The sequence below is a fragment of the Streptomyces sp. NA04227 genome, assembly GCF_013364195.1.
GTDB lineage: Bacteria > Actinomycetota > Actinomycetes > Streptomycetales > Streptomycetaceae > Streptomyces.
This window is the reverse complement of the sequence record NZ_CP054918.1, coordinates 3147709-3172609: the sequence shown is the minus strand read 5'-3', so window position 1 is coordinate 3172609 and position 24901 is coordinate 3147709. Positions and strand designations below refer to the sequence as shown.

At 70.2% G+C, this 24901-nt stretch carries 24 protein-coding genes; 12 read left to right on the top strand and 12 right to left on the bottom strand.

Annotated features, from left to right (window positions below; translation table 11 throughout):
- Positions 1 to 101 precede the first annotated feature (101 nt).
- From HUT18_RS13485 to HUT18_RS13475, 3 genes are all read left to right on the top strand, one after another.
- Positions 102 to 617: a BlaI/MecI/CopY family transcriptional regulator gene (locus HUT18_RS13485; RefSeq protein WP_176100763.1), complete on the top strand. Its 516-nt coding sequence runs from the start codon at positions 102 to 104 to the stop codon at positions 615 to 617.
- 9 nt (positions 618 to 626) lie between these two features.
- The gene (locus HUT18_RS13480) at positions 627 to 1166 is read left to right on the top strand and encodes an amino-acid N-acetyltransferase (protein WP_176100761.1); all 540 of its coding nucleotides are present in this window, start codon (positions 627 to 629) and stop codon (positions 1164 to 1166) included.
- Positions 1167 to 1393: 227 nt separating this feature from the next.
- Complete coding sequence (locus HUT18_RS13475; protein WP_176100759.1) at positions 1394 to 1735, top strand: Lsr2 family protein; 342 nt, start codon at positions 1394 to 1396, stop codon at positions 1733 to 1735.
- Here HUT18_RS13475 and HUT18_RS13470 read toward each other — a convergent pair.
- On the bottom strand, positions 1714 to 2385 hold the full coding sequence (locus HUT18_RS13470; RefSeq protein ID WP_254878579.1) for an SCO3374 family protein: 672 nt from the start codon (positions 2383 to 2385) through the stop codon (positions 1714 to 1716). The genes HUT18_RS13475 and HUT18_RS13470 overlap by 22 nt on opposite strands.
- A gap of 451 nt (positions 2386 to 2836) precedes the next feature.
- On the opposite strand from HUT18_RS13470, the gene HUT18_RS13465 reads away from it, so the two are divergent.
- Positions 2837 to 5368, top strand: a complete 2532-nt coding sequence (locus tag HUT18_RS13465; RefSeq protein ID WP_176100755.1) for an ATP-dependent Clp protease ATP-binding subunit — start codon at positions 2837 to 2839, stop codon at positions 5366 to 5368.
- A gap of 114 nt (positions 5369 to 5482) precedes the next feature.
- On the opposite strand, the gene HUT18_RS13460 is transcribed toward HUT18_RS13465, so the two are convergent.
- Positions 5483 to 7123, bottom strand: coding sequence for a DNA repair helicase XPB (locus HUT18_RS13460; protein ID WP_176100754.1), 1641 nt, complete (start codon positions 7121 to 7123; stop codon positions 5483 to 5485).
- A 246-nt stretch (positions 7124 to 7369) separates the two neighbouring features.
- On the opposite strand from HUT18_RS13460, the gene HUT18_RS13455 reads away from it, so the two are divergent.
- Positions 7370 to 7948 (top strand): Uma2 family endonuclease, encoded by a 579-nt coding sequence (locus HUT18_RS13455; protein ID WP_254878578.1) that lies wholly within the window; start codon positions 7370 to 7372, stop codon positions 7946 to 7948.
- Between the two features lie 113 nt (positions 7949 to 8061).
- Here the strand turns inward: HUT18_RS13455 and HUT18_RS13450 are convergent, their stop codons facing one another.
- From HUT18_RS13450 to HUT18_RS13425, 6 genes are all read right to left on the bottom strand, one after another.
- A complete protein-coding gene (locus HUT18_RS13450) occupies positions 8062 to 8574 on the bottom strand; it encodes a GNAT family N-acetyltransferase (protein ID WP_176100752.1) in 513 nt (170 codons plus the stop codon).
- Between the two features lie 194 nt (positions 8575 to 8768).
- Entirely contained in the window at positions 8769 to 9701 is a 933-nt protein-coding gene (locus tag HUT18_RS13445) for a PaaX family transcriptional regulator C-terminal domain-containing protein (RefSeq protein ID WP_217710483.1), read from the bottom strand.
- 38 nt (positions 9702 to 9739) lie between these two features.
- Positions 9740 to 11371 (bottom strand): AMP-binding protein, encoded by a 1632-nt coding sequence (locus HUT18_RS13440; RefSeq protein WP_176100750.1) that lies wholly within the window; start codon positions 11369 to 11371, stop codon positions 9740 to 9742.
- Between the two features lie 71 nt (positions 11372 to 11442).
- Positions 11443 to 12231, bottom strand: coding sequence for an Asp/Glu racemase (locus tag HUT18_RS13435; RefSeq protein ID WP_303246542.1), 789 nt, complete (start codon positions 12229 to 12231; stop codon positions 11443 to 11445).
- Complete coding sequence (locus HUT18_RS13430; RefSeq protein WP_176100748.1) at positions 12228 to 13139, bottom strand: fumarylacetoacetate hydrolase family protein; 912 nt, start codon at positions 13137 to 13139, stop codon at positions 12228 to 12230. Before HUT18_RS13430 ends, HUT18_RS13435 begins: the two co-directional genes overlap by 4 nt.
- A 79-nt stretch (positions 13140 to 13218) precedes the next feature.
- Positions 13219 to 14358 carry a cupin domain-containing protein gene (locus HUT18_RS13425; protein ID WP_176100746.1) on the bottom strand — a complete coding sequence of 380 codons (1140 nt, stop codon included), beginning with the start codon at positions 14356 to 14358 and terminating at the stop codon, positions 13219 to 13221.
- A gap of 153 nt (positions 14359 to 14511) precedes the next feature.
- Here HUT18_RS13425 and HUT18_RS13420 point away from each other — a divergent pair, with 153 nt between their 5' ends.
- From HUT18_RS13420 to HUT18_RS13410, 3 genes are read left to right on the top strand one after another with little or no spacing between them, the layout of a single operon-like run.
- The gene (locus tag HUT18_RS13420) at positions 14512 to 15135 is read left to right on the top strand and encodes a thioesterase family protein (protein WP_176100744.1); all 624 of its coding nucleotides are present in this window, start codon (positions 14512 to 14514) and stop codon (positions 15133 to 15135) included.
- The gene (locus tag HUT18_RS13415) at positions 15135 to 17582 is read left to right on the top strand and encodes an FAD-dependent monooxygenase (protein ID WP_176100742.1); all 2448 of its coding nucleotides are present in this window, start codon (positions 15135 to 15137) and stop codon (positions 17580 to 17582) included. The genes HUT18_RS13420 and HUT18_RS13415 overlap by 1 nt, the downstream gene beginning before the upstream one ends.
- Position 17583: 1 nt before the next feature.
- The gene (locus HUT18_RS13410) at positions 17584 to 18726 is read left to right on the top strand and encodes a carbon-nitrogen hydrolase family protein (RefSeq protein ID WP_176100740.1); all 1143 of its coding nucleotides are present in this window, start codon (positions 17584 to 17586) and stop codon (positions 18724 to 18726) included.
- Here the strand turns inward: HUT18_RS13410 and HUT18_RS13405 are convergent.
- Positions 18695 to 19291: an ATP-binding protein gene (locus HUT18_RS13405; RefSeq protein WP_176100738.1), complete on the bottom strand. Its 597-nt coding sequence runs from the start codon at positions 19289 to 19291 to the stop codon at positions 18695 to 18697. The genes HUT18_RS13410 and HUT18_RS13405 overlap by 32 nt on opposite strands.
- Complete coding sequence (locus tag HUT18_RS13400) at positions 19288 to 19515, bottom strand: hypothetical protein (RefSeq protein ID WP_176100736.1); 228 nt, start codon at positions 19513 to 19515, stop codon at positions 19288 to 19290. The genes HUT18_RS13405 and HUT18_RS13400 overlap by 4 nt, the downstream gene beginning before the upstream one ends.
- Positions 19516 to 19668: 153 nt before the next feature.
- On the opposite strand from HUT18_RS13400, the gene HUT18_RS13395 reads away from it, so the two are divergent.
- From HUT18_RS13395 to HUT18_RS13380, 4 genes are all read left to right on the top strand, one after another.
- Positions 19669 to 20517, top strand: coding sequence for a helix-turn-helix transcriptional regulator (locus tag HUT18_RS13395; RefSeq protein WP_176100734.1), 849 nt, complete (start codon positions 19669 to 19671; stop codon positions 20515 to 20517).
- The gene (locus HUT18_RS13390; RefSeq protein ID WP_176100732.1) at positions 20493 to 20711 is read left to right on the top strand and encodes a DUF397 domain-containing protein; all 219 of its coding nucleotides are present in this window, start codon (positions 20493 to 20495) and stop codon (positions 20709 to 20711) included. The genes HUT18_RS13395 and HUT18_RS13390 overlap by 25 nt, the downstream gene beginning before the upstream one ends.
- A 68-nt stretch (positions 20712 to 20779) precedes the next feature.
- Positions 20780 to 20992, top strand: coding sequence for a DUF397 domain-containing protein (locus tag HUT18_RS13385; protein ID WP_176100731.1), 213 nt, complete (start codon positions 20780 to 20782; stop codon positions 20990 to 20992).
- A 44-nt stretch (positions 20993 to 21036) separates the two neighbouring features.
- Positions 21037 to 22056 (top strand): DUF5954 family protein, encoded by a 1020-nt coding sequence (locus HUT18_RS13380; RefSeq protein WP_176100729.1) that lies wholly within the window; start codon positions 21037 to 21039, stop codon positions 22054 to 22056.
- On the opposite strand, the gene HUT18_RS13375 is transcribed toward HUT18_RS13380, so the two are convergent.
- Positions 22044 to 24008, bottom strand: a complete 1965-nt coding sequence (locus HUT18_RS13375; protein WP_176100727.1) for a DUF4328 domain-containing protein — start codon at positions 24006 to 24008, stop codon at positions 22044 to 22046. The two genes, HUT18_RS13380 and HUT18_RS13375, sit on opposite strands and share 13 nt — an antisense overlap.
- 125 nt (positions 24009 to 24133) lie before the next feature.
- Positions 24134 to 24901 (bottom strand): ABC transporter permease, encoded by a 768-nt coding sequence (locus HUT18_RS13370; protein WP_176100726.1) that lies wholly within the window; start codon positions 24899 to 24901, stop codon positions 24134 to 24136.

The window sequence follows — 24901 nt, the reverse complement described above, 5'->3', positions numbered from 1 at the left end:
CGCTGTCCCCGCTGTCCCCGCATTCTTGAATTCGGTCAGTTCCGGGCGGATCGCACGCGCCCGAGGGTGATTGATCCCGGTATGCGCATTATGGTGCTTGTGTGCCTAGGCCTCTCGGAGATCTCGAAGACGCGGTCATGACGCGGGTGTGGGAGTGGAACCGCCCGGTGACCGTGAGGGAAGTCCTGGAGGACCTCCAGCGAGAGCGGTCCATCGCCTATACGACGGTGATGACGGTGCTGGACAATCTCCATCAGAAGGGCTGGGTGCGCAGAGAGGCCGAGGGGCGCGCCTATCGATATGAGGCGGTCTCGACCAGGGCCGCGTACTCGGCCGCCCTGATGAACGAGGCCTGGTCGCAGAGTGACAACCCGGCGGCCGCTCTGGTGGCCTTCTTCGGCATGATGTCGCAGGAACAGCGAGAGGCACTCCGCGACGCCGTGCGAATCGCACACGTACCCGAGATCCGGGTCCCGGAGGCAAACACCGCGACCGAGAAGCAGAACGCGACCGGATCAGTGCGGAACGCAACTGCGTCAAAGCAGGCGGACAACCCCGAGGCCTCCGAGGAGAACGCGAGCAACCCCGCCGCGCCGGACGAGTCGACCGGGCGATAGCGTCACGGCATGCCTGCAGAGCCCGAAGTTCCGGTGAAACCGGAAAGCGCCGTCACCATCCGCCGGGCCAGGACCAGCGATGTGCCCGAGGTGCGAAGACTCCTCGACTCGTACGTCGCGAAGCGCATCCTCCTCGACAAAGCCACCGTGACCCTTTACGAGGACATCCAGGAGTTCTGGGTCGCGGAACGCGACGACAACGCCGAGCTGGTCGGCTGCGGTGCGCTGCACGTGATCTGGGAGGACCTCGCGGAAGTCCGCACACTGGCGGTGAAGCCCGTGGTCAAGGGGGCGGGAGTGGGGCACCGACTTCTCGGGAAGTTGTTGCAGACCGCTCGTTGGCTCGGTGTTCGCAGAGTTTTCTGCCTCACGTTCGAAGTCGACTTCTTCGCGGCCCACGGCTTCGTCGAGATCGGTGAGACTCCTGTGGACACGGATGTCTACAGCGAGCTGCTGCGTTCCTATGACGAGGGCGTCGCGGAGTTCCTTGGTCTCGAACGAGTGAAACCCAACACCTTGGGCAACAGCCGGATGCTTCTGCAACTGTGACCGGTGATCCGCCGAGCTATTCCGCGATGACCCTGCCCAGTTCCCTATGTCCGAAACGCGTACGTTTCCGGGCTTCTCGGGTCCGGGGGCTCTGCCGGGGGTTTGTGTTTTTCCGGCAAAAGCGGTTTGCTTTCCGGCGTACTGCAGTACTTGATATATCAGGGGTCGGTGAAACGACTGCCCCCCGCAGGCCCCGCACCCCGAAGTTTTCGATGAAAGGAATTACCGTGGCACAGAAGGTTCAGGTCCTTCTTGTCGATGACATCGACGGCGGTGAGGCGGACGAGACCGTAACGTTCGCGCTCGACGGCAAGACGTACGAGATCGACCTCACCACGACGAATGCCGACAAGCTGCGCGACCTCCTCGACCCTTACGTCAAGGGTGGCCGTCGCACCGGTGGCCGTGCCGCGGGCGGCCGTGGCAAGGCACGTGCGGCCGCTGCCGGCGGCAGCGCGCAGGACACCGCCCAGATCCGTGCCTGGGCGAAGGAGAACGGCTACGAGGTCAACGACCGCGGCCGCGTTCCCGCCTCCATCCGTGAGGCCTACGAGAAGGCCAACGGCTGAGCGGCCACGCGCCGCATCCGGACGCGCAGACAGTACGAAGCAGCCGCGTCCACGAGTCGCACCAGCGAGAGCGAAGGGGCGCCCCTCCCGTCCCCGACGGCCACCGGTCCCGGCAGCGCCGTCTCGACTTCGCCTCCGAGCTCGGGGGGCCGCAACCATACGGCGGCCCCCTGCGAGCCCGCACCGGCCCCGGGGACGGGAAGAACGGGCACGCCCGGCGGGCCGGGAGGCAGCGGGGCGTCGATGTGTCCGCCCGTGCCCAGCGCCCGCAGCTCCGGGACCAGGGCGCCCCACTGAAGCCAGTCGAGCAGCCCCGGCAGCTCCTGTGCCCCGCCCGCGGACACGAGTAACCGCACCGTTCCGCCGCCCAGCGCCGCCACGCACTCCGGCCCCAGTTCCCGCAGCAGGGCGAGTCCCGCCTCGGCGGGCATTTCCAGGACGTCGAACCTGATCCCCGTACGCAGCCGGGCCACCGGCCCCGCCGTGTACAGCTCCCCCCAGCCGAGCCCGTCCACGTACCAGGCGCGCAGCCGCGCAGGATCCCAGTTGTGCGGATCCCGGTGGCCCGGGCCGGGCAGGCGTTGGGCCCGCGCCGGGCAGTGGCCGGGAGCGCCCGCCGTCGACTCCGGCGCCCGCCTCGGGCGCGGCACGGGAAAAGTCATGCCGGGACAACCGGTGGGAACCTTCCGGGGTTACGCAGAGTTTGTAAGGGTGGCGGTGCGTGTACGAATCCTGTGGCGGGTGGGGCATGAGAGACGGAAAGGCGGCGCAAGGGTGTTCGCCCGTAGCGGAGGGAACCGGGCTCGCCTGCATGGACTGTCGGTCCGTACGGGTAAGACATCCCTAGTGAGAGGGGCGACACGCAGCAAAGGGGCGGTCTCACGTTCGCCATCGGCGTAGTGATGGCGGGGGTAACTCCCTGGCCTGCGGGAACATCGTCTCGCACCATCGAGTTGGAGCAGTTGTCGGCATTCGGGCTCGCAGGCCACGTACGGGTGTCGGCAGTTGGAATGAGCGGTCCCCGCTTGCGGGACTAAGCTGCGGAAGGACAGCGCGGGGAGCGTCCCCACGTTGCCTGACCGCTCTGAGGAGCGATTAACGATGTTCGAGAGGTTCACCGACCGTGCGCGGCGGGTTGTCGTCCTGGCTCAGGAAGAAGCCCGGATGCTCAACCACAACTACATCGGCACCGAGCACATCCTCCTGGGCCTGATCCACGAGGGTGAAGGTGTCGCCGCTAAGGCGCTGGAGAGCCTCGGGATTTCGCTCGAGGCGGTCCGCCAGCAGGTGGAGGAGATCATCGGCCAGGGCCAGCAGGCCCCGTCCGGGCACATCCCCTTCACGCCCCGTGCCAAGAAGGTCCTGGAGCTGTCGCTCCGCGAGGCGCTTCAGCTCGGCCACAACTACATCGGCACCGAGCACATCCTGCTCGGCCTGATCCGCGAGGGCGAGGGCGTCGCCGCCCAGGTCCTGGTGAAGCTGGGCGCCGATCTCAACCGGGTGCGGCAGCAGGTCATCCAGCTGCTCTCCGGTTACCAGGGCAAGGAGGCCGCCACCGCCGGCGGCCCTGCCGAGGGCACGCCCTCCACGTCCCTGGTCCTCGACCAGTTCGGCCGCAACCTCACCCAGGCGGCCCGCGAATCCAAGCTCGACCCGGTCATCGGGCGCGAGAAGGAGATCGAGCGGGTCATGCAGGTGCTGTCCCGCCGTACGAAGAACAACCCCGTGCTCATCGGTGAGCCCGGCGTCGGCAAGACCGCCGTCGTGGAAGGCCTCGCGCAGGCCATCGTCAAGGGTGAGGTGCCCGAGACCCTCAAGGACAAGCACCTCTACACCCTCGACCTCGGCGCGCTGGTGGCCGGCTCCCGCTACCGCGGTGACTTCGAGGAGCGCCTGAAGAAGGTGCTCAAGGAGATCCGCACCCGCGGCGACATCATCCTGTTCATCGACGAGCTGCACACCCTGGTCGGCGCGGGCGCCGCCGAGGGCGCCATCGACGCCGCCAGCATCCTCAAGCCGATGCTGGCCCGTGGCGAACTGCAGACCATCGGTGCCACCACGCTCGACGAGTACCGCAAGCACCTGGAGAAGGACGCCGCCCTCGAGCGCCGCTTCCAGCCCATCCAGGTCGCCGAGCCCTCGCTGCCGCACACCATCGAGATCCTCAAGGGTCTGCGCGACCGGTACGAGGCGCACCACCGCGTCTCCATCACCGACGAGGCCCTGGTCCAGGCGGCCACCCTGGCCGACCGCTACATCTCGGACCGCTTCCTGCCGGACAAGGCGATCGACCTCATCGACGAGGCCGGTTCGCGGATGCGCATCCGCCGGATGACCGCTCCGCCGGACCTGCGCGAGTTCGACGAGAAGATCGCGGGCGTGCGCCGCGACAAGGAGTCCGCGATCGACTCGCAGGACTTCGAGAAGGCCGCCTCCCTGCGCGACAAGGAGAAGCAGCTCCTCGCCGCGAAGGCCAAGCGGGAGAAGGAGTGGAAGGCCGGCGACATGGACGTCGTGGCCGAGGTCGACGGCGAGCTGATCGCCGAGGTCCTCGCGACCGCCACCGGCATCCCGGTCTTCAAGCTGACCGAGGAGGAGTCCTCGCGTCTGCTGCGCATGGAGGACGAGCTGCACAAGCGCGTCATCGGCCAGAAGGACGCCATCAAGGCGCTCTCGCAGGCCATCCGGCGTACCCGTGCGGGTCTGAAGGACCCGAAGCGTCCCGGCGGTTCGTTCATCTTCGCCGGTCCCTCCGGTGTCGGTAAGACCGAGCTGTCCAAGACGCTCGCCGAGTTCCTCTTCGGCGACGAGGACGCGCTGATCTCCCTCGACATGTCGGAGTTCAGCGAGAAGCACACCGTCTCGCGGCTGTTCGGCTCCCCGCCCGGATACGTGGGCTACGAGGAGGGCGGCCAGCTCACCGAGAAGGTGCGCCGCAAGCCGTTCTCCGTGGTCCTCTTCGACGAGGTCGAGAAGGCCCACCCGGACATCTTCAACTCGCTGCTGCAGATCCTGGAGGACGGTCGCCTGACCGACTCCCAGGGCCGGGTCGTGGACTTCAAGAACACGGTCATCATCATGACGACCAACCTCGGCACCCGGGACATCTCCAAGGGCTTCAACCTGGGCTTCGCCGCCGCCGGCGACACCAAGTCCAGCTACGAGCGGATGAAGAACAAGGTCAACGACGAGCTGAAGCAGCACTTCCGCCCGGAGTTCCTCAACCGTGTCGACGACACGGTGGTCTTCCACCAGCTCACCGAGGAAGACATCATCCAGATCGTCGACCTCATGATCGCCAAGGTGGACGAGCGCCTGAAGGACCGTGACATGGGCATCGAGCTCAGCTCCACGGCCAAGTCGCTCCTCGCGAAGAAGGGCTACGACCCCGTGCTCGGAGCCCGGCCGCTGCGCCGGACCATCCAGCGCGAGATCGAGGACATCCTCTCCGAGAAGATCCTCTTCGGCGAGCTGCGCCCCGGCCACATCGTGGTCGTCGACACCGAGGGCGAGGGTGACAGCAAGGCCTTCACCTTCCGCGGTGAGGAGAAGTCCTCGCTGCCCGACGTGCCGCCGATCGAGCAGGCCACCGGCGGCTCCAGCGCAGGCCCGAACCTGAGCAAGGACGCCTGACCGCTCCCGCCACACAAAAGGGGCCGCCCGGAACCGAGAAGGTTCCGGGCGGCCCCTTTTGGCGCGTCTGTCGCGGGTCGGTGCCCGCCGCGGTCGGCGCTGAACGAGGTTGCCCTAGCTCTCCAGCACCTCGTCCGCGTCCACGATGCGGTACGCGTAACCCTGCTCGGCGAGGAAGCGCTGGCGGTGGGCGGCGAAGTCCTGGTCGATGGTGTCGCGGGCGACCACCGAGTAGAAGCGCGCCTCGTGCCCGTCCGCCTTCGGACGCAGCACCCGGCCCAGGCGCTGGGCCTCCTCCTGGCGGGAGCCGAAGGTGCCGGAGACCTGGATGGCGACGGTCGCCTCGGGCAGGTCGATGGAGAAGTTGGCCACCTTGGACACGACCAGTACCGAGATCTCGCCCTGCCGGAACGCCTCGAAGAGCTTCTCGCGCTGGGCGTTGGTGGTCTCGCCCTTGATCACCGGCGCGTCCAGATGGGCGCCGAGCTCGTCGAGCTGGTCGATGTACTGCCCGATGACCAGCGTCTGCTCGCCCGCGTGCTTGCGCACCAGCGCCTCGGTGACCTTCCGCTTGGTGGCGGTGGTCGCACAGAAGCGGTACTTCTCCTCGGCCTCCGCGGTCGCATAGGCCAGCCGCTCGCTGTCGGTGAGGTTGACCCGCACCTCCACACAGTCCGCGGGGGCGATGTAGCCCTGCGCCTCGATCTCCTTCCACGGAGCGTCGAAACGCTTCGGGCCGATCAGCGAGAACACGTCCGACTCCCGGCCGTCCTCACGTACCAGCGTCGCGGTCAGACCCAGGCGCCGCCGGGCCTGCAGATCGGCGGTGAACTTGAAGACCGGGGCGGGCAGCAGATGCACCTCGTCGTAGATGACCAGGCCCCAGTCGCGTGAGTCGAACAGTTCCAGGTGCGGGTACACGCCCTTGCGACGCGTCGTGAGCACTTGGTACGTGGCGATGGTGACCGGGCGGATCTCCTTCTTGGTGCCCGAGTACTCGCCGACCTCGTCCTCGGTCAGCGAGGTCCGCTTGACCAGCTCGTGCTTCCACTGCCGGGCCGAGACGGTGTTGGTGACCAGGATCAGCGTCGTCGACTTGGCCTCGGCCATCGACCCCGCGCCGACCAGGGTCTTGCCCGCGCCGCACGGCAGCACGATCACACCGGAGCCGCCGTGCCAGAAGTTCTCCACCGCCTGCTTCTGGTACGGCCTCAGCGCCCAGCCGTCCTCCTTGAGGTCGATGGGATGCGCCTCGCCGTCCACATACCCGGCGAGGTCCTCGGCGGGCCAGCCGAGCTTCAGCAGCGTCTGCTTGATCTGCCCGCGCTCGGAGGGGTGCACGGCGACCGTGTCCGGGTCGATCCGGGCGCCCACCAGCGGCGCGATCCGCTTCGAGCGCAGCACCTCCTCCAGTACTGGCCGGTCGGTGCTGGTCAGGACCAGACCGTGGGCGGGGTGCTTGCTGAGGGTCAGCCGCCCGTAGCGGTCCATCGTCTCGGCGATGTCGACGAGCAGCGCGTGCGGCACCGGATACCGCGAGTACTGCACCAGCGCGTCGACGACCTGCTCGGCGTCGTGCCCGGCGGCACGCGCGTTCCACAGCCCGAGCGGGGTGATCCGGTACGTGTGGATGTGCTCGGGAGCCCGCTCCAGCTCGGCGAAGGGCGCGACGGCCCGGCGACAGGCGTCGGCCTGCTCGTGGTCGACCTCGAGCAGCAGGGTCTTGTCGCTCTGCACGATGAGCGGACCGTTCACGTGCGTACCTCTCCTCCGCAGCGGCCGATCGGCCGCGGCCAAACGTCCAGTGTGCCCGATGGGAGGGGGGTGTGGGAGTGGTCACGGGGTGTTCCTCGTCTCGACGGCGCGGCAGGGCGGCGCCCGGCGTCGAACGCCCGCGGCGCAGGGCCTCGTGTGCCACGATCGAGGGAACATTTCTCGATCTCTCGGACAGGTGATCCACCGATGTCCCAGTCTGGCGAGCGACCGAAGGAGGGGCGTGACATGACTGCCATGGCACACGAGCCGCTCACGCAGGAAGAGGTCCTGCAGGAGTGGTTTCTCGCCCTGGACACCCCGGAGGGTTTCCGGGCCGAACTGATCGAGGGGGAGATCGTCGTGACGCCGCCGCCGGACGGGGATCATGAGGACTGTGTCGAATTGATCGCGAACCAGGTGTACCGGCATTCACGCGCGGACATGCAGTTTTCCGGGAACAAGGGTCTGAGGCTGCGCAACGACGGGGCTTGCCCGAAAAACCATGTCGTCCCGGACGGCACGTTCGCACCCCGTGCACTGCGGCTTTTCCGTGGCGCCGAGTCGTGGATGCCCTGCGACGGCGTCGCCCTGGTCCTGGAAGTCACCTCGACCAAACCACGCAGCGACCGCGAGGCCAAGCGACGCTGTTACGCGCACGGTGGGATTCCGCTGTACCTGCTCGTGGACCGGACCATGTCCTCCGTGACCCTGTTCAGCGAGCCCGAAGGGCAGGACTACCGGCAGGTGTGCACCGTCCCCTTCGGCAAGCCGCTCGGCCTCCCCGAACCCTTCGCCTTCGATCTCGACACGGCGGACTTCCTCTGAAGAGCACTGCCGGTGAACGGGACTTCCTCTGAACGGGACTCCCGCGCCCGGCTCCTGAGCCCGTCCCCCGGACTCAGGAGCCTCGCCTCCCGCGAAGTCCCCCCGCCCCCCGGTTACTCCGGCGTGGCCGTCTCCCACTCCAGCGACTTGAACAGATGCACATCCGCGTGCCCGCCCGGGATGCCCAGGGAGCGCCCCGTCTCCACATAGCCGTGGCGGGTGTAGAAGGCGGGGGCCTGGAAGCTGAAGGAGGAGACGATGACGCGGTCGCAGCCGCGGCGGCGGGCCTCCTGTTCGGCGGCGCGCAGCAGGCGGCTGCCCCAGCCGTCGGAACGGCTGTCCTCGCGGACCCAGAGCAGATCGATGCCGCACAGCGGGCCCCAGATCCAGGCGCTGAGGCCGCCGACCAGCTCGCCCTGGTCGTCGGTGACCCGTACCGTCAGCGCCTTGTCCTCGTCGGGATAGCCGGTGGCCGCGGCGTTGAAGGCCTCCAGACCGTCCGTGAGCTGCTTCTCGAGGGCCTTGTCGTGCTCGCCGGTGGTGAGGGTGTACGGGGCGGAGGGCGCCGTCTCACTCGGAGCGGCGGCGGGGTCTTCGGTGTTGAGGGCGGGGTTTTCGGTGCTCATGGGGCGAGTATCACAGCGGCCGTGCGGGCGGGGAACGGAATTTCGGCCGGGGGTGCGGTTCTCCGTGATGCGTGGCTCGCGGCCCGAGCCGGGGGCCGCGCACTACCGCGCACTACCGCGTACTACCGCGCACTACCGCGCACTACGGAGAATCGCCGCCCTCTCGGATCAGGCCGCCCGCCCCCTCCGCCTGCTCAGGCCAACATCCCCGCCACATGCCGCCGCGCCGGTTCCTCCAGCGCCTCGTGCAGGGCGAAGAACAGGTCGGCGGCGCGGATGCCGGTCCAGTCGGCGGGGAGGAGTTCGGTGGGCAGGCCCGGGTCCAGGTAGGGGAGGCGGCGCCAGTCGGTGAGGGCGCGGATGTAGGCGGCGAAGGCGCGTGGGCCGTCGGCGGTGGGGCCGTCGGTGCGGCGCAGGCGGTCCAGGACGGGGGTGTGGGTGGCGAGGAACTCCCCGTAGCGGGCGTCGAGTTCGTCGAAGTCCCACCACTTGCGGACCTTGTCCGACAGATCGCCGAAGGCGAGGTGGTCGGCGCGCAGCAGGTCGGCGTAGGCGTCGAGGCCGAGGCGGCGCAGGGCCGCCGCGGTGGGCTCGTAGAGGTGGGCGGGGGCGATCCAGACCCCGGCCGTCAGGGTGCCGAAGCCGAGCCGGGTGAGCTGGGAGCGGAGCTGGTGGCGCTTGTTCCGTTCCGACTCGGGCACCGAGAAGACGGCGAGCAGCCAGCCGTCGGCGAGGGTGGCGCGCTTGCGGCGGAAGATGCGGGCGTCGCCCTCGCGGAGGATGTCGCGGCCCGCCTCGGAGAGTTCGTAGCCCGCCGCGCCCTCGTGCTTGGCCGCCTCCAGTACGCCGCGTCGCTTCAGCCGGTGGATGGCCGAGCGTACGGCCTGTTCGTCGACGCCGAGTTCGGCGAGCAGGGCGATCAGCGAGGCCACCGAGAGCCAGCCGCCGTGCCGCCGCGCGTACAGGCCGTACACGGTGACGATCAGCGAGCGGGGCGGGGCGGCGGGGTCCGCCACCGCACTGGCGACTTCCTCCCGAGTGGCGGCCTGTCGCCCGTCGCCCTCGCCCTCCCCGGCAGTGCCTTCGGCCCGCCGAGCTGCGGCCGCGGCGCCCCGTGCGGTGGTCATGTGATCACGGTATCAACGGGCCGGTGGGCGGTGGCCCGTCACTCGGCCTCGCCTGCCGGGAGGGGGCCCTCGCGCAGGCGGTAGCGCTGGACCTTGCCGTTCGGGGTGCGGGGGAGTTCGGTGAGGAAGGCCAGTTCGCGGGGGTATTTGTACGGGGCGATGGTGTGTTTGACGAAGGTCTTCAGTTCGGTGGCCTTCGCTGTGTCCGGGGCGGTGCCGTCGCGCAGGACCACGTACGCCTTGACGCGTGCGCCGCGTTCCTCGTCGGGGACGCCCACCACGGCGGCCTCGGCGACGTCGGGGTGGAGGAGCAGGGCCTCTTCGACCTCGGGGGCGGCGATGTTGTAGCCGGAGGAGACGATGATGTCGTCGCTGCGGGCCTGGAACCAGAAGTAGCCCTCGGCGTCGCGGACATAGGTGTCGCCGGTGATGTTCCAGCCGTCCTCGACGAAGGCGCGTTGCCGGTCGTCGTCGAGGTAGCGGCAGCCGGTGGGGCCCTGGACGGCGAGGCGGCCGGGGGTGCCGTCGGGGACCGGTGCGCCGGTGGCGTCCAGGACGGCGGCGCGGTAGCCGGGGACGGCGCGGCCGGTGGCGCCGGGGCGGATGTCGTCGTCGGCGGCGGAGATGAAGATGTGCAGGAGTTCGGTGCCGCCGATGCCGTCGATGATGCGCAGGCCGGTGTGCCGGTGGAACTCCTCCCAGACGGCGCGGGCCAGGTGCTCGCCCGCCGAGACGCAGCGGCGCAGCCGGGCCAGGACGGAGGCGCGGCCCGCCGCCAGCATTGCCTTGTACGCGGTCGGGGCGGTGAACAGGACCGTCGCGCCGTGGGCCGCGCAGTGGTCGGCGAGTTCGGTGGGCGTGGCCCGTTCCAGGAGCAGGGTGGCGGCGCCGCAGTGCAGCGGGAAGACGAGGAGTCCGCCGAGGCCGAAGGTGAAGCCGAGCGGCGGGGTGCCGGTGAACACGTCCTCGGGGGTCGGGCGCAGGATGTGCCGGGAGAAGGTGTCCGCGTTGGCCAGTACGTCCCGGTGGAAGTGCATGGTCGCCTTCGGGCGGCCGGTGGTGCCGGAGGTGGGGCCGAGCAGGACGACGTCGTCGGCGGCCGTGTCGACGGCGGTGAAGTCGCTGCTCTTGCGCTCCGAGCGGTGCGCCAGGTCGTCGGGCGAGATGGAGTCTCCGTACGAGAGGGTCTCCAACTCCGGTGCCGCTGCGTGCAGTTCGGACAGGAAGCGGTGGTCGCACAGGGCGAGCGTGGGGCGGGTGAGCCGGGTCAGGGCCTCAAGTTCGCGGGCGCGCAGCAGTGGCACCGTGGTGACCGCGACGCCGCCCGCCTTGACCACGGCCAGCCAACAGGCAGCGAGCAGCGGCGTGTTGGGGCCGCGCAGCAGGACCCGGTTGCCGGGGCGCAGGCCGTGGTCCTCGGTCAGCAGCCGGGCGAGGCGATTGGTACGGGCGGCGAGTTCGCTGTACGTCCAGGTCTCGGTGGGCGAGAGCAGGCAGGGCCGGTCGGGGCCGAAGCGGCCGAGGGCGCCGTCGAGGAGGACCTGGGCGCAGTTGAGGCGCTCGGGGTAGTGCAGTTCGGGGAGGTCGAAGTGGAACGCGGGCCACTGCCGGGGCGGGGGCAGATGGTCGCGGCAGAAGGTGTCGTGGTGCGCCGAAGCGGACAGCCGCATCGCGGGCTCCCTTCTCGGGCCGCCGCTCCCCGTGACGGTGGCCGCTGCTGTGATTCTCCGAGCCGTGCTGATCAGTTGGTCACGGGCGCGTCCGCGTAGGCGCCGGAGAGCAGGTGGCCCGCGCCGGGGGCGACGGCGGGCAGGTCCAGGGCGCGCATCAGGTGGTGGGCGGTGGCGACGGCGGCGGACAGGACGGGCTTGCCGAGTTCGTCCTCCACCGCCTGGACGTAGGCGAGCGAGGGCAGTTGGACGCAGGCCGACAGGACGACGGCGTCGGCGCCCCGGTGGTCCAGGCCGCGCACGATCGACGGCAGCAGGGCCGGGTCGTGGGCCGCGACCCGAAGGTTGTCCGGAATCTCCAGGGCGGTGAAGTCGCTTGTCTCGATGCCCTCTTGGCGCAGATAGTCGACCACGGTCTCGGTGAGCGGCCGGACATACGGCGCGACCAGCGCGATCCGGCGCGCTCCGAGCGTGTGCAGGGCGCCGACCAGGGCGCCCGCGCTGGTGACGACGGGGGCCGGTGCCCCGTTGTGCCGGGTCACCTCCGCCAACTCCCGCTGTGCGGTGCGGTGGTGGCCGTGTCCCTGGCTCATCACGGCGACCAGACAGGCGTAGCCGAGGACGTCCACCCGGGCGTCGGAGAGTTCGGCGGCGCAGCGCCCGGCCTCGTCGTCCATCGCGGCCAGTTCCTCGGGGCGCACCTGCTTCATCCGCATCCGGCTGGAGTGGAAGGTGAACCGCTCCGGCGCCACCCGCTCCCGGGCCCGGAACAGAGCCGGGATCTCGGTCTCCATGGTGACGTTGGAACTGGGCACGATCTGCCCGATGCGGTAGGGGAGTTGGCGTCCGGGCGCGTTCATCGGGCGTCGACCACCGGGTTGCGCAGGGTGCCGATCGACTCGATGCTCGCCTCCACCACGTCGCCGGGCCGCAGGAACTGCTGCGGGGTGAAGCTCGCGCCGACCCCGGCGGGGGAGCCGGTGGCGATGACGTCGCCGGGCTCCAGTGTCATACCGGAGCTGATGTCGGCGATGAGTTCGGGCACCCGGAACAGCATGTGGCGGGTGCTGCCCTTCTGCTTCACCTCGCCGTTGACGCGCAGGGTGAGGCCCAGGACGTGCGGGTCGGGCAGTTCGTCGGCGGTGCGGACGGCGGGGCCCAGCGGCGCGTAGGAGTCCTGGCCCTTGGAGAAGAACCACTGGCCGCCGCGCCGCTGGTCGCGGGCGCTGATGTCGTTGACGACGCTGTAGCCGAAGACGTACGAGAGGGCGTCCTCGGCACTCACCCGGCGGGCCGTCTTCCCGATGACGACGGCGAGTTCGCATTCCCAGTCGAGCTGGGCGGTGAGGTCGCCGTTGTGCAGGATCGGCTCCTCGGGCCCGACCACCGCCGTGGTGGGCTTGCTGAACAGGACCGGCCGCTGCGGGAGTTCACTGTCGGTGTCCAGGGCGCGCGCCGACTCCGCCACGTGTTCGGTGTAGTTGAGGCCGACGCCCACGATCTTTCCGGGGCGCAGTGGGGCCTTGAGGGTCACCTCGGCGAGCGGCAGGCAGGCTGTGGGCGGCAGGGGGCGTGCCAGCAACTCGTCCAGTACGACGCGGAGTTCACCCCCACCGCGTACGGCGTCGCCGACGCAGGCCAGGTCGCCGGGCGCGGGCAGGTCGACCCCGTACTCGGCGGCGAGCGCCGCGACGTCGATCACCGTGTCCTGCCGCCGCACCCCCAGCCTGGGGCTCGCGCCGTCGTGGACGAAGCTGACGAGCAGCATGGGCACTCCACTTCCTCGGGGTACTTCCTCGGTACGGAACAAGAGGTCCGGACAAGAGGTCCGGCCGGGCCGGTCGGGTTCAACTCAGCTGCTGGTGGCCGTCGTTGCCCGGGTTCTCGGGGCTGGCGGCGTACGCCTCCTCGCGCCAGAACGCGAGGGAGCGCATCACGGGGAAGTCGTTGAAGGAGAAGAGCACCGCGTCGTCGGAGCCGCCGGCGTTCGCGTGCTCGTGCCAGGCCCAGGACGGCACCGCGAAGATGTCGCCCTCGTGCCAGTCGAAGCGCTGCCCGGCGATCACCGAACTCCCGCTGCCCTTGGCGACGTTGTAGACCACCGACCCGGTGTGCCGGTGCGCCTCGGTGGCCTCGCCCGGCCGCAGCAGTTGCAGATGGGCGCCCATGGTGGGCATCACCGAGCCGCCGGTCAGCGGGTTGCTGTACTCCATGATGATGCCGTCGTAGGGCGAACCCCCGCTTGCCCGGGCGGCGTTGAGCAGGGCCGGGTACGTCTGTTCCCAGGGGTAGGCGAACAGCGGCGAGTAGGGCCTGTGCCAGTCGTCCTCGAAGCCCCAGGGGCGCAGTTCGCCCGCGCCGTGGGTGAGCAGTGAGGAGTTCACCACCGGGCGCGGCTTCTGGTACAGCTCCGGGTGGACCTCGTAGAAGCCCGCGTCGTGGGCGTTGACCAGCGGGATGTCCAAGCCGTCCTGCCAGATGACGGGGCCGCCGTCGGCCACCGGGCTCTCGTTGCCGTGTTCGTGCCAGGTCCAGTTCGGGGTGATCGCGAAGTCGCGCGGGCCCACCCGCAGCTTCTGGCCGTCCACGATGGTCCAGGCGCCCTGGCCCTCGACCACGAACCGCAGCGCCGAGGCCTGGTGCCGGTGGGCGGTCATCGCCTCGCCGGGGCCCATCACCTGAAGTCCCGTGTAGAGCATGCCGACCGCCGCCGAGACATCCCTGCGGCCCGGGTTGACCAGCATCACCACGCGCCGCCCGGCCTCGTCGCCGGTGACCAGGGAGAGCGATTCGAGCACCAGCGGCCGCAGTTTCTCGTACGACCAGAGCACCGGCACCGACTTCGGCTGCGGGTACCAGGGCTCGATCTCGTTGGCCACCGTCCACAGCGCACCGGCCTCGTGCCCGGCCAGCCGTGCGTAGTACGCCGCCAGGTCCGCCGAGTCGCCGACCCGTGCCCGGCCCGGCACATCGTCGCTGTACGTCATCGCCCGCGCCTCCAGTCCGTTCGGTCCGCCGCTCCCCGTTGCTTCCGGACGTGCCCCGTAACCCCCGGCCGTCCTCGATCTTCATTTCACTTTGTTGACGGTCGTCATCGTCACGCTATAACGTCGAAAGTGTCAAGAGGCTGGAGGAACCTGATGAATTCACCGGATTCTCGACCTGGCGCCCGACCGGATTCCCGGTCCGCGCCCCGCCCCGACGCCTCCGCCGCCCCGGCTCCCCCCGGGCGGTCCGTCGTCCTCGAACGCCGCGTCGAGTGGCACGACACCGATGCCGCGGGACACCAGCACCACTCGGCGATCCTGCGCTGGGTGGAGGTCGCCGAGGCCGAGCTGCTGCGGGCGCACGGGCTCCAGTGGCTCTTCGGCCGTACGCCGCGGGTGCGGTACGAGGTCGACTACCGCGCCCGCCTCTGGTTCGGCGAGAAGATCACCACCCATCTGCGGGTGGAACGCCTCGGCCGCACCTCCCTCGGCTACGCCTTCCAGGTCCGCTCGGCGGCCGGTCTCGCAGCCGAGGGCCGACTGGTCGTGGCGCACGCCGAACCCGAGGCCGCCGCGGCCGGGCCTTGGCCGCCGGAGGTGCGCCAGGCGTTCGCGGATGGGGATTCGGATGGGGGTCCGGATGAGGAAACCGATACCGACATCGATGCGGGTGCGGGTGCGGGTGCGGCTACCGGCACCGTTGCCGATGCGGGCGCGGGCGCGGGCGCGGGCGCGGGCGCGGGCGTGGGCGCGGCGGACGCGGAAGCGGCCACCTGATGCGTATCGCCGTGATCGGCGGCGGACCCGCCGGGCTCTACTTCGCCGCGCTCGCACAGGAGTTGGACCCCGCGCGGCGGATCACGGTCTGGGAGCGCAACGACCCGGCCGACACCTTCGGCTTCGGTGTGGTCTTCTCCGACGAGACCCTCGGCGGGATCGCGGACGCCGACCCTCGCGTATTCGCCGCGCTGCGGGCCGAGTTCGCCCGCTGGAGCGATATCGACATCCACTACCGCGGTACCGTCCGCACCTGCGGCGGCAACGGCTTCGCCGCGCTCTCGCGACGTCGCCTGCTCGGGATCCTCCAGGACCGCTGCCGGGAACTCGGCGTGGACCTGCGCTTTCGTACCGCCGCGCCGCCCGCCGACCAACTCGCCCGCGAGTACGACCTGGTGGTCGCCGCCGATGGGGTCCACTCGGCGACCCGCGCCAAGTACGCCGATGTCTTCCAGCCCCGGCTCGACGTTCGCGACTGCCGGTACATGTGGCTCGCCGTCGACCACCCGCTGGAGGCGTTCACCTTCCTTGTCGCCGAGACGCGGTACGGGCCGGTGCAGGTGCACGCCTACCCATACAGCGCCCAACGGTCCACGTTCATCGTGGAGTTGGCCTCCGCCACCTGGCGTGCTGCGGGCTTCGAGGCGCTCGCGGCACAGGAGTTGGGGCCCGGCGAGAGCGACGAGGGGAGCGTCGCACGTTGTGCTGAGCTGCTCGCCGGACACCTCGGCGGGCGGCGGCTGCTCACCAACAACTCGCGCTGGCTGCGGTTCACCACGGTGCGCAACCGCATCTGGCGGCACGGCAATCTGGTGCTCCTCGGCGACGCCGCGCACACCGCCCACTTCTCCATCGGCTCCGGCACCAAGCTCGCCGTGGAGGACGCGCTCGCGCTGGCCGCCGCCCTGACCGCCGAGCCCCCCGACCTGCCCGTCGACCTGCCCACCGCGCTCGCCCGCTACGAGGACGCCCGCAGGCCCGTGGTCGAATCCACCCAGCGCGCGGCGCAGGCCAGCCTCGAATGGTTCGAGCAGCTCGGGCACGAAGTCGGCCAGGAACCGGAGCAGTTCGCCTTCAACCTGCTCACCCGCAGCCGCCGCGTCACCCACGGCAGCCTGCGCACCCGCGACCCGGCGTACGCGGACCGTCTGGAGCAGTGGTTCGCCGAGCGGGCCGCCGAGGGGCTTACGGAGAGGCATGCCGTGCCTCCCGCACCCCCCGCGCCCCCCATGTTCCAGCCCTACCGACTCGGCGCCCTGCACCTGCCCAACCGCATCGTCGCCGCCCCGGTCGCCTCCTACACCGCGAGTCCCCAAGGACTGGTCGGCGACGTCGAGTTGGCGCATCTCGGGCAGGCCGCGTTCGGCGGGGCCGGGCTCGTGCTCACCGGTATGACGGCGGTGAGCCCGGTGGGCCGGGTCACGCCCCGCTGCCCCGGGCTGTGGGACGACGCCCAGGTCACCGCCTGGCGGCGGATCGCCAGGCTGGTGCACGAGCACAGCGGCGCCGCGCTCGGTGTGCAGCTCAACCACAGTGGCCGCAAGGGTTCCACGGCGATCCCCGAGGCGGGTGTGCTCGGCGCGCCGCTCGCTCCGGAGGGCGGCGGCTGGCGCACGGTCGGCCCGTCACCGGAGCCGTGGGCAGCCGGACATGCCGTGCCGCACGCGCTCACCGAAGCCGAACTCGCGCTCGTAGAGGAGGAGTTCAAGACGGCGACCGTACGGGCGGACGCGGCCGGGTTCGACGTGGTGGAGGTCCAGGCCGGGCACGGCTTCCTGCTGTCCTCGTTCCTGTCGCCGCTCACCAATCACCGCGGCGACGTCCACGGCGGCGACCTGGCGGGGCGTCTGCGCTTCCCGCTGCGGGTGCTGCGGGCCGTACGCGCCGCCTGGCCCGCGCACAAGCCCCTGCTGGTCCGGATCTCCGCGGTCGACTGGGCGGAGGGGGGTACCACCGTCGAGGACGCGGTACGGATCGCGGCGGCACTGCGCGAGGCGGGCGCCGACGCCGTCGAGGTGTCCAGCGGCGAGGTCGTACCGTACGAACGACCGGCCTACGGCCGCACCTACCAGACCCCGCTGGCGGCCCGCGTCCGCGCCGGTGCGGGCGTGCCGGTGATCGCGGTCGGCGGGTACGGCTCGTACGACGACGTCAACACGACGCTGCTCGCGGGCCGTTCGGACCTGGTCGCGCTCGGTCGTGCCCAACTGCACGATCCCGCCTGGACTTTGCACGCTGCGGCGGACCTCGGCCACCACGGACCCGGCGCCGCCTGGCCCCGCCATCTGCTGCCCGGCCGCACCCCGCCCCCCACCGGCGGCCGCGAACGCCCCGCCCTGACCCTGCGGCCCGCCCCGGCCCCCGAGATCCACCACCGCTGGCGGCCGGGCGGTTCCGTAGCCGCCGAACCGAGCGCGGCCCGCACCGAAAGCGAAAGGAGCGACTGAGATGCAGCCTTCCTCTCACCCGCATCCCTCCCACCCGCACTCCTCTCACTCGCATCCCTCCCCTCCGCGTCCTCCCTCCCACCCGCAGCCCCCGCCCGCCCCGGGCCCCGAGGCGGGCCACCGCTTCTCCCGCTCGGCCGAGTTCCCCCGGTTCACCGCGGCCGCCGTCCAGGCCGCGCCGGTCTACCTGGACACCGGGGCCACCGTCCGCAAGGCCGTCTCGCTGATCCACGAGGCGGCACGGCACGGAGCCGAACTCATCGCGTTCCCCGAGGTGTTCGTGCCCGGGTACCCGTACTGGAACTGGACCATGAACCCGGTGCAGGGGTCACCGCTGTACGAGCGGCTGTACCGGGCCGCCATCGATGTGCCGGGCCCGGAGGTGGACGCGCTGCGGGCCGCCGCTGCCGCGACCGGGAGCACGGTCGTCATCGGGGTCAACGAGCGGGGTGCGCACAGCCTCGGTGTGCTCTACAACAGCATGCTGGTCATCGGGTCGGACGGGGCCCTGCTCGGGGTGCACCGCAAACTGGTGCCCACCTGGGCGGAGAAGCTCACTTGGACCGGCGGTGACGGGAGTTCGGTACGGGTGCACCACACGCCGGTGGGCCCACTCGGTGTCCTCTCCTGCGGCGAGAACACCAACACGCTCGCCAGGTTCGCGCTGCTCGCCCAAGGGGAGCTCGTCCATGTCGCGAGCTATATCGCCCTGCCGGTGGCGCCCGCCGACTACGACATGTCCGAGGCGATCGCCATCCGCGCAGCCGCGCACTGCTTCGAGGGCAAACTCTTCTCGCTGGTGGCCTGTTCGACCGTCACCGAGGAGATGGCCGCGCTCGCGGCGACCCACGATCCCGCCGTCGCCGAGACGATGCGCCGCCCCCGTAGCGCCCTGTCCGGCATCTTCGGCCCCGACGGCCGCCCGCTGGGCGAGCCCCTCGTCAACGAGGAGGGCATCGCGTACGCGGAGATCGACCTGGCCCGCTGTATCCAGCCCAAGCAGATGCACGACATCGTCGGGCACTACAACCGCTTCGACGTCTTCCGGCTGCATCACGATCTGAACGGAACCCAACCCGTCGTGCGGATGGGGGAGTTCGAGACGAGTCCCGTCACGGGACCGTGGAGAGGGGAGAGTTGCTGAGTTCCGGGACCGCGCTCCGCCCACTGCCGGCGGCAGGGACGAGACCCCACACCGCCTTCCCGCCCGGGACCGGGTGCCAGCCCCAGTCCTGGGTGAGCGTCTCGACCAGGAGCAGCCCTCGCCCGCTCTCGGCGTCTCCGTCGCAGGTCTCTTCGTGTCCGCCGAGGACGTCTTCGTGTCCGTCGTGGACCTCTTCGTACCGCTTCCTCGGCTCGCCCACCGCCTGGTCGATCACCTGGACCACCACCGCCCCGTCGGCCGCCACCCAGGCGCCGAACTCCACGGCGCCACAACTCCCTATGGCTGTCACGGCGTTGGTGACCAGTTCGGTGAGGACCAGGCAGGCGTCGGCGACGACGTTCGCGCTCAGCCTGCCCGCGAAGCAGGCGCGAACGAGATGGCGTGCGGTCCGGGCGGCGACGGGCTCGGCGTCCAGGGTGCAGCGCAGTCGCGGCGCCCTCCAGTTCCGGGGCAGCCGGGCACTGACCACCAAGGCCGTTGTACCGCCGAGTCCGCACGTGGTCACCTGGTCCACCCGAGGGATCCATTCGACGGTTGGCTTCACAACTCCCGCTCCTTGCTGACCACTTCGACGAGGCGACGCGCGGTGCCGAAGTTGCAACGCCCCAGGTCGATGAGCGAGGGAACGGACTGTTCGTCACCCCACAGCACCGGATCGACGCGCACCGAGGGCAGTGTCACCCCCACGGCCCGAAGCGCCGTCCTCAACTCGTCGCAGAGCTCTTCCGCTTCCCGCGCCGCCTGCGTTTTCGGCCGCTGTGCCGCCATAGCGCCCGCTCCTTCCGTTCGCCTGACAATTACCCTGCGTGGCCTTACGGTTACCAGCGTGAGGCAAGGAAATGGCGCCCGCCCCGGTTGCCGGACCTTGAGCCACGTGCAGGAGTGCTTGACCAACAAATCCCACGAAGCGAGGTGTTCTCGATGCCGCCACGACGCCCGGTGACGGGTCGCAGCCAGTCCCCCAGGGCCCGCTACGCGCAGGAGTTGTCCGCGCTGCGCAGAGCTCGCAAGGTGTCTCTCCGTGCACTGGGTGAGGCCGTGTGCTGCGACCACAGCCACCTCGGACACATGGAGCACGGCAAGACGCTCGGCGGCCCCGAACTCGCCCAGGAATTGGACAAGTTCTACGGGACGACCCACTTGGTGGTGCTGTGGGAACTGGCGATTCGGGACCCGAGCCAGTTTCGGGAGCGGTACCGGCGGTACATGGCGTTGGAGGCGGAGGCGATGGGGCTTCAGCAATACGCCCCGAGTATCGTTCCGGGTTTGCTCCAGACTCCGGCGTACGCACGTGACTTGCTCAAGGCGGCGGGGCCGATGGATGAGCAGGCTCTCGCGGACGATGTCACGGCCCGGGTGGGGCGACAGAGCCTCCTCAGTCGTGAGGACCAGCCGCAGTTCCGGGCCATCCTTGACGAGGCGGTCTTGCGTCGTCCCTTGGTGGATATCGCAGACTGGCGTGAGCAATTGGCACACCTGCGCCAGATCAACGAGCGGCCGAACGTGGCCGTCCAAGTGGCCCCGTCCTCAGCTGGCCTGCACGGGCTGACCAATACGGACACCATGTTCTTGTGGCTGCCGGACGGCCGCACCGTGGCCTATGTAGAGACCGGTTACTCCGGTGATCTGGTCGAAGAAACAAGGGATGTAGACCGGCTAAGGAAGGCATACGATCACCTTCGCGATGTCGCGCTGTCTCCGCGCGAGTCAGGCGAGTTGATCACTCAGTTCATGGAGGAAGCCCTGTGCGAGCCCGTCGAATCGATGTGAGCGCCGCGAGGTGGCGTAAGTCCAGCTACAGCAACCAGGACGGCGGCAACTGCATAGAGGTCGCCGACGACTTCCCCGGCGTGGTCCCGGTGCGTGATTCGAAGGTCCCGTTCGGCCCGGTGGTTGTGTTCGAGTCGGGTGTCTGGTCGTCGTTCGTTTCCGCTGTCAGGGGCGAGGGTTTCGGCGCGGGCTGACTCGGCGGTTTCGCTGCTGTCTTCGCGCGAGTCAGGCGAGTTGATCATCAGTTCATGGAGGAAACGCAGTGAGATCCATCGATCTGAGCTCCGCAGCGTGGTGTAAGAGTTCGTACAGCAACACGGACGGCGGCAACTGCGTAGAGGTCGCCGACAACTTCCCCGGCATGGTCCCGGTGCGTGACTCGAAGAACCCCTTCGGCCCTGCGGTTGTCTTCGAGTCCGGTGTCTGGTCGTCGTTCGTTTCCGCCGTCAGGTGCGAGGAGTTCGGCGCAAGCTGAACATTCGGCTCCGCTTTCCCCCTCGGGCCCGCAACAATGTGTGCATGGTCGATGACTGGAAGCGAGAACTGGACCAGCTCCACGCGGGGTTGGTGAGCCGTGACGACCCTGCCGAGATGGTGGCCGAGGCGGATGCCATGGATGCCTCGGTCCGGTATCCGCAACTCGCGGTGCGTGGGCCGGTGTTCGGGGTCGCCGTGCAGGATCCGCGGACCGATGAGCCGTGGCGGGTGGTGGAGTCGCTCTCCGGTGGCGCACCGCAGGAGGCCCGGGACGGGCTCAACTCCTTGTTGTGGTTCAGGGCCAAGGACGACACCGACGACCCCGGCGTACGCCGTGAACTGCTGGCGGCAGTGGCGAAGTTGGAGAGTGAGCCGGTCGACGAGGTGGAGGCCCTGGGCCTGCGTTACCGAGTGGTGCGCGGGGACCAGGTGTCGCGGATCGGCGAGGACGGCCTGGAGCCGCCCCGGCCGACGGACCGTGAACCGGCCGACCGGTCATGGGAGCATCGCAGTGGCACCACGGCGTGCGACGAGGACTTCCTCCTGGACCCGGACGGCAGCGGGGGCGGACTCGCGGCGGGCGCTCTGAGGCTGGGGCTGCGGGGCTTCGCGTACGCGGGCGCGCGCTTCCCCGCCGACGTACGCGAGGACTCCGAGCGCGCGGTGCGGACCCATCCCGGCATCGTCCTGCTGCCCGTCGCCTTCGGTGTGGTCGAGCGGAGCGAGAAGGGGTGGGCGCCACGTGGAGCCTTCATGGCCACCCCGCACGACGCCCGCAGGCTGCTGTACAGCGGTATGACGGAGATCTGGCCCATGTTCTACGACTTCGACGATGCGCAGCGGGCGGCCTACACGCGGGCCGCGGAGGAGTTCAAGGCCGCGGAGCGCGCCAACGAAGTGCGGGTGGACGGCAGCCTGTTCCGGATCTGCCGCATCGAGCGGCTGGTCCGCGTCGGCCCCGACGGGCCGGAGACGCCCCGCCCCTCCGATCAGGATTCCTACGGCCCCATGAAGATGCACCCGACCATGGACGAGGACGGCACGATCCACTACGACGAGTGAACTCCACCGCTCCCGTAGGGGGACGGGGCTGCGCCAAAGGGCTCGGCCCCGTACGGAAGTTGGGTCTCCGGCGGGGCGAGGCGGCTGTCCTGCATCGCCGACAGACGCTGTACCACCATCACCGCGAGCACGGCCGCGATCAGCGCCAGGACCTCCCCGGCGAGGGTGAACGCGAGGACGGACCGCGCGGTCTTCGCGTCGGCGGCGGTGTCCCAGGTGAGCCAGGACTTCGAGAAGTACATGATCGCGAGCTGGGCCGCCCAGGCCGCCCACCACAGGTGCAGCAGCCTGCGCGAGGGGCCGGTGGAGCGGCGCCTGCGGCCCTGGCCCCGGTGGGAGCTCGGCGTCTCGGCCTCCTCCGGGGGCAGGCTCGCCTTCCAGATGTCGTGGGTGATCTGCATCGGGATCCACAGATGCGCCACCGGTACGAACCAGGAGCCGAGCGCCCAGCCGCGGCCGAGCCGGTGCCCGCGCGGTGCGAAGGCCTCCGCGTTCAGGCGCACCCGCCGGAACCAGCACAGCCACAGCACGACCGTCGGCAACGCGAACAGGAACACCAGGACATCCGCCCACACGGGTGCCCCGCCGCCGTCCTTCTTGAGCGCCTTGAATTCCGCCGGTTGCTGGGCGCTGGGGACGGCGGAGCTCGTGACGTCCATGAGCTCGCCGTACAGCGCGAAGTCGTACTGGAGGGTGACGATCGAGCCGAGCGTGGTCAGGCAGAGCGTGAGGACAAGCCAAGTCGACAGTCCCCGGGGCGACTTGGGTACGGGGCGGGGGCGGGTGGTCTGGCCGGAGTGGGAGCCCGCGCCCGAAGAGCCCGAGGGGCCGGAGGAGTTCGGGCCCCAGCCGGGCCAGGACGACGGCCCGGAGCCGGAGTTGGGGCCGAAGCCCGGCCCGGGTCCCGGCCCGAAGCCCGCCCCGGGTCCGGGAGCCGCTGTGGTGGGCCGCAACCGCATCGTTCCGCCCGGGGCTGCGGGGTGGCCGTCCGGGGCTGCGGGGTGGCCGTGCTCATGGGGTGCGGGCGGATGTGCCGGAAGGGGCTGCGGGAGTTCGGCGTCGAGGAGGCGGGCGGCGTGCTGGCCGAGCCAGGCGGTGAGTTCGGCGGGCAGCCAGGCGCGGCTGCCGTCCGTGAACGAGCCGGTGAGTTCCAGGAGTTCGGGCATGCCCGGGCGCTGCTCGGGGTCCTTGGCCAGACAGCCCGCTATCAGGTCGCGCATCGGGCCCGGCGGGAGGCCGTCGAGGTCCGGCTCCTCGGAGACGATCCGGAACATCAGGGCGTGCATCCCGCTCTCCGCCGAGCCGAACGGCATCCGTCCGGTCGCCGCGTACGCGAGTACCGAGCCGAGGCAGAACACGTCGCTGGCCGCGGTCACCCGGTGGCCCCGCACCTGTTCCGGCGACATGAAGCCGGGCGAGCCGATCACCGCGCCGGTACTGGTGAGCTGTCCGCCCGCGACGGTCTCCAGGGCGCGTGCGATACCGAAGTCGATGACCCTGGGGCCGTCCAGGGTGACCAGGATGTTGGAGGGCTTGAGGTCGCGGTGGACTATGCCCGCGCCGTGGATGTCGTTCAGGGCCCGGACGAGACCGCTCGCGAGGACGCGTACCGACTGCTCGGGCAGCCGTCCGTGCAGGTCCTTGACGACCTCCAGGAGGGAGGGGCCGGGTATGTAGCCGGTGGCCACCCAGGGGCGCGGCGCCTCGGTGTCCGCGTCGAGTACGGGCGCCGTCCACCGGCCGCCGACCCGGCGGGCCGCCGCCACCTCGTGCCTGAACCGCTCCCGGAACTCGGCCTGGTCGGCCAGTTCGCCCTGCACCAGCTTGACCGCGACCGTACGGCCGCCCTCGGACCTGGCCAGGTAGACGCGTCCCATGCCACCGGCGCCCAGCCTGCCCAACAGACGGTAGCCACCGATCCATTGGGGGTCCTCGGACGTCAGGTCCTGCATGAGTGACTCCCTCTCGTCGCGCACATCGCGCCGCGGCGGGCGACGGCGGCGGCAGCGCCCGTAATGTACCGGGCCACTGCCGCCGCCGTCGCTGTGAGGTCCCCGCGCCGCGCCCTGACGCAGCCTCAGGCGTCCCGGCGCTTCAGCGTCAGGTAACCGCCGGTCAGTGCGGCGGCTACCCACAGGCACATGATGAGCAGTCCGCCCACCGGGCCGTACGAGGCGCCGCCGTCCGTCTCGACCACCTTCATGATCGCCGAACCGGCCTGGTCGGGCAGGTACTCGCCGAACTTCTCGGTGGCCGGGACGACGCCGAGGATGTTGGAGACCAGGAAGAAGAACGGCATCAGGATGCCGAGCGCGAGCATCGGGCTGCGCAGCATCGCGGCCACGCCCATCGAGAAGAGCGCGATCAGGGTCATGTAAAGGGCCGCGCCGATCACCGCGCGCAGGACGCCCTTGTCGCCGAGGGACGCGGCGTGGTCGCCGAGCAGTGCCTGGCCGAGGAAGAACGTCACGAAGCTGGTCACCAGCGAGACCGCGAAGGCCAGCGCCGCGGCCACGGTGATCTTGCTGAACAGGAAGGTCGCGCGGTTGGGTACGGCCGTGAGCGAGGTGCGGATCATTCCGGTGCTGTACTCGTTGCCGACCACCAGGACACCGAAGACGATCAGCGCGAGCTGGCCCAGCATCGTCCCGGAGAAGCTGATGTTCGTCGGGTCGAGGGCGAGCTGGTCGGCCCGGCTCATGTCGTCGAAGCCCTTGGCGGCGAATCCACTGATCACCGCGCCCAGGGCGATGGTCACCATCGCCGCGAGGGAGAGCGTCCACATCGTCGAGGAGATGGTGCGGATCTTGGTCCACTCGGACCGGCACGCCTGTGCGGTCACCAT

Bases quoted from the DNA above. Each gene is read 5' to 3' on its own strand.
- HUT18_RS13425 (WP_176100746.1), bottom strand. From the start codon at position 14,358: ATGACGTACAGCGACGATGTGCCGGGCCGGGCACGGGTCGGCGACTCG.
- HUT18_RS13480 (WP_176100761.1), top strand. From the start codon at position 627: ATGCCTGCAGAGCCCGAAGTTCCGGTGAAACCGGAAAGCGCCGTCACC.
- HUT18_RS13440 (WP_176100750.1), bottom strand. From the start codon at position 11,371: ATGCGGCTGTCCGCTTCGGCGCACCACGACACCTTCTGCCGCGACCAT.
- HUT18_RS13415 (WP_176100742.1), top strand. From the start codon at position 15,135: ATGCGTATCGCCGTGATCGGCGGCGGACCCGCCGGGCTCTACTTCGCC.
- HUT18_RS13400 (WP_176100736.1), bottom strand. From the start codon at position 19,515: ATGGCGGCACAGCGGCCGAAAACGCAGGCGGCGCGGGAAGCGGAAGAG.
- HUT18_RS13420 (WP_176100744.1), top strand. From the start codon at position 14,512: ATGAATTCACCGGATTCTCGACCTGGCGCCCGACCGGATTCCCGGTCC.
- HUT18_RS13450 (WP_176100752.1), bottom strand. From the start codon at position 8,574: ATGAGCACCGAAAACCCCGCCCTCAACACCGAAGACCCCGCCGCCGCT.
- HUT18_RS13395 (WP_176100734.1), top strand. From the start codon at position 19,669: ATGCCGCCACGACGCCCGGTGACGGGTCGCAGCCAGTCCCCCAGGGCC.
- HUT18_RS13410 (WP_176100740.1), top strand. From the start codon at position 17,584: ATGCAGCCTTCCTCTCACCCGCATCCCTCCCACCCGCACTCCTCTCAC.
- HUT18_RS13445 (WP_217710483.1), bottom strand. From the start codon at position 9,701: ATGACCACCGCACGGGGCGCCGCGGCCGCAGCTCGGCGGGCCGAAGGC.
- HUT18_RS13430 (WP_176100748.1), bottom strand. From the start codon at position 13,139: ATGCTGCTCGTCAGCTTCGTCCACGACGGCGCGAGCCCCAGGCTGGGG.
- HUT18_RS13455 (WP_254878578.1), top strand. From the start codon at position 7,370: ATGACTGCCATGGCACACGAGCCGCTCACGCAGGAAGAGGTCCTGCAG.
- HUT18_RS13375 (WP_176100727.1), bottom strand. From the start codon at position 24,008: ATGCAGGACCTGACGTCCGAGGACCCCCAATGGATCGGTGGCTACCGT.
- HUT18_RS13380 (WP_176100729.1), top strand. From the start codon at position 21,037: ATGGTCGATGACTGGAAGCGAGAACTGGACCAGCTCCACGCGGGGTTG.
- HUT18_RS13435 (WP_303246542.1), bottom strand. From the start codon at position 12,231: ATGAACGCGCCCGGACGCCAACTCCCCTACCGCATCGGGCAGATCGTG.
- HUT18_RS13370 (WP_176100726.1), bottom strand. From the start codon at position 24,901: ATGGTGACCGCACAGGCGTGCCGGTCCGAGTGGACCAAGATCCGCACC.
- HUT18_RS13465 (WP_176100755.1), top strand. From the start codon at position 2,837: ATGTTCGAGAGGTTCACCGACCGTGCGCGGCGGGTTGTCGTCCTGGCT.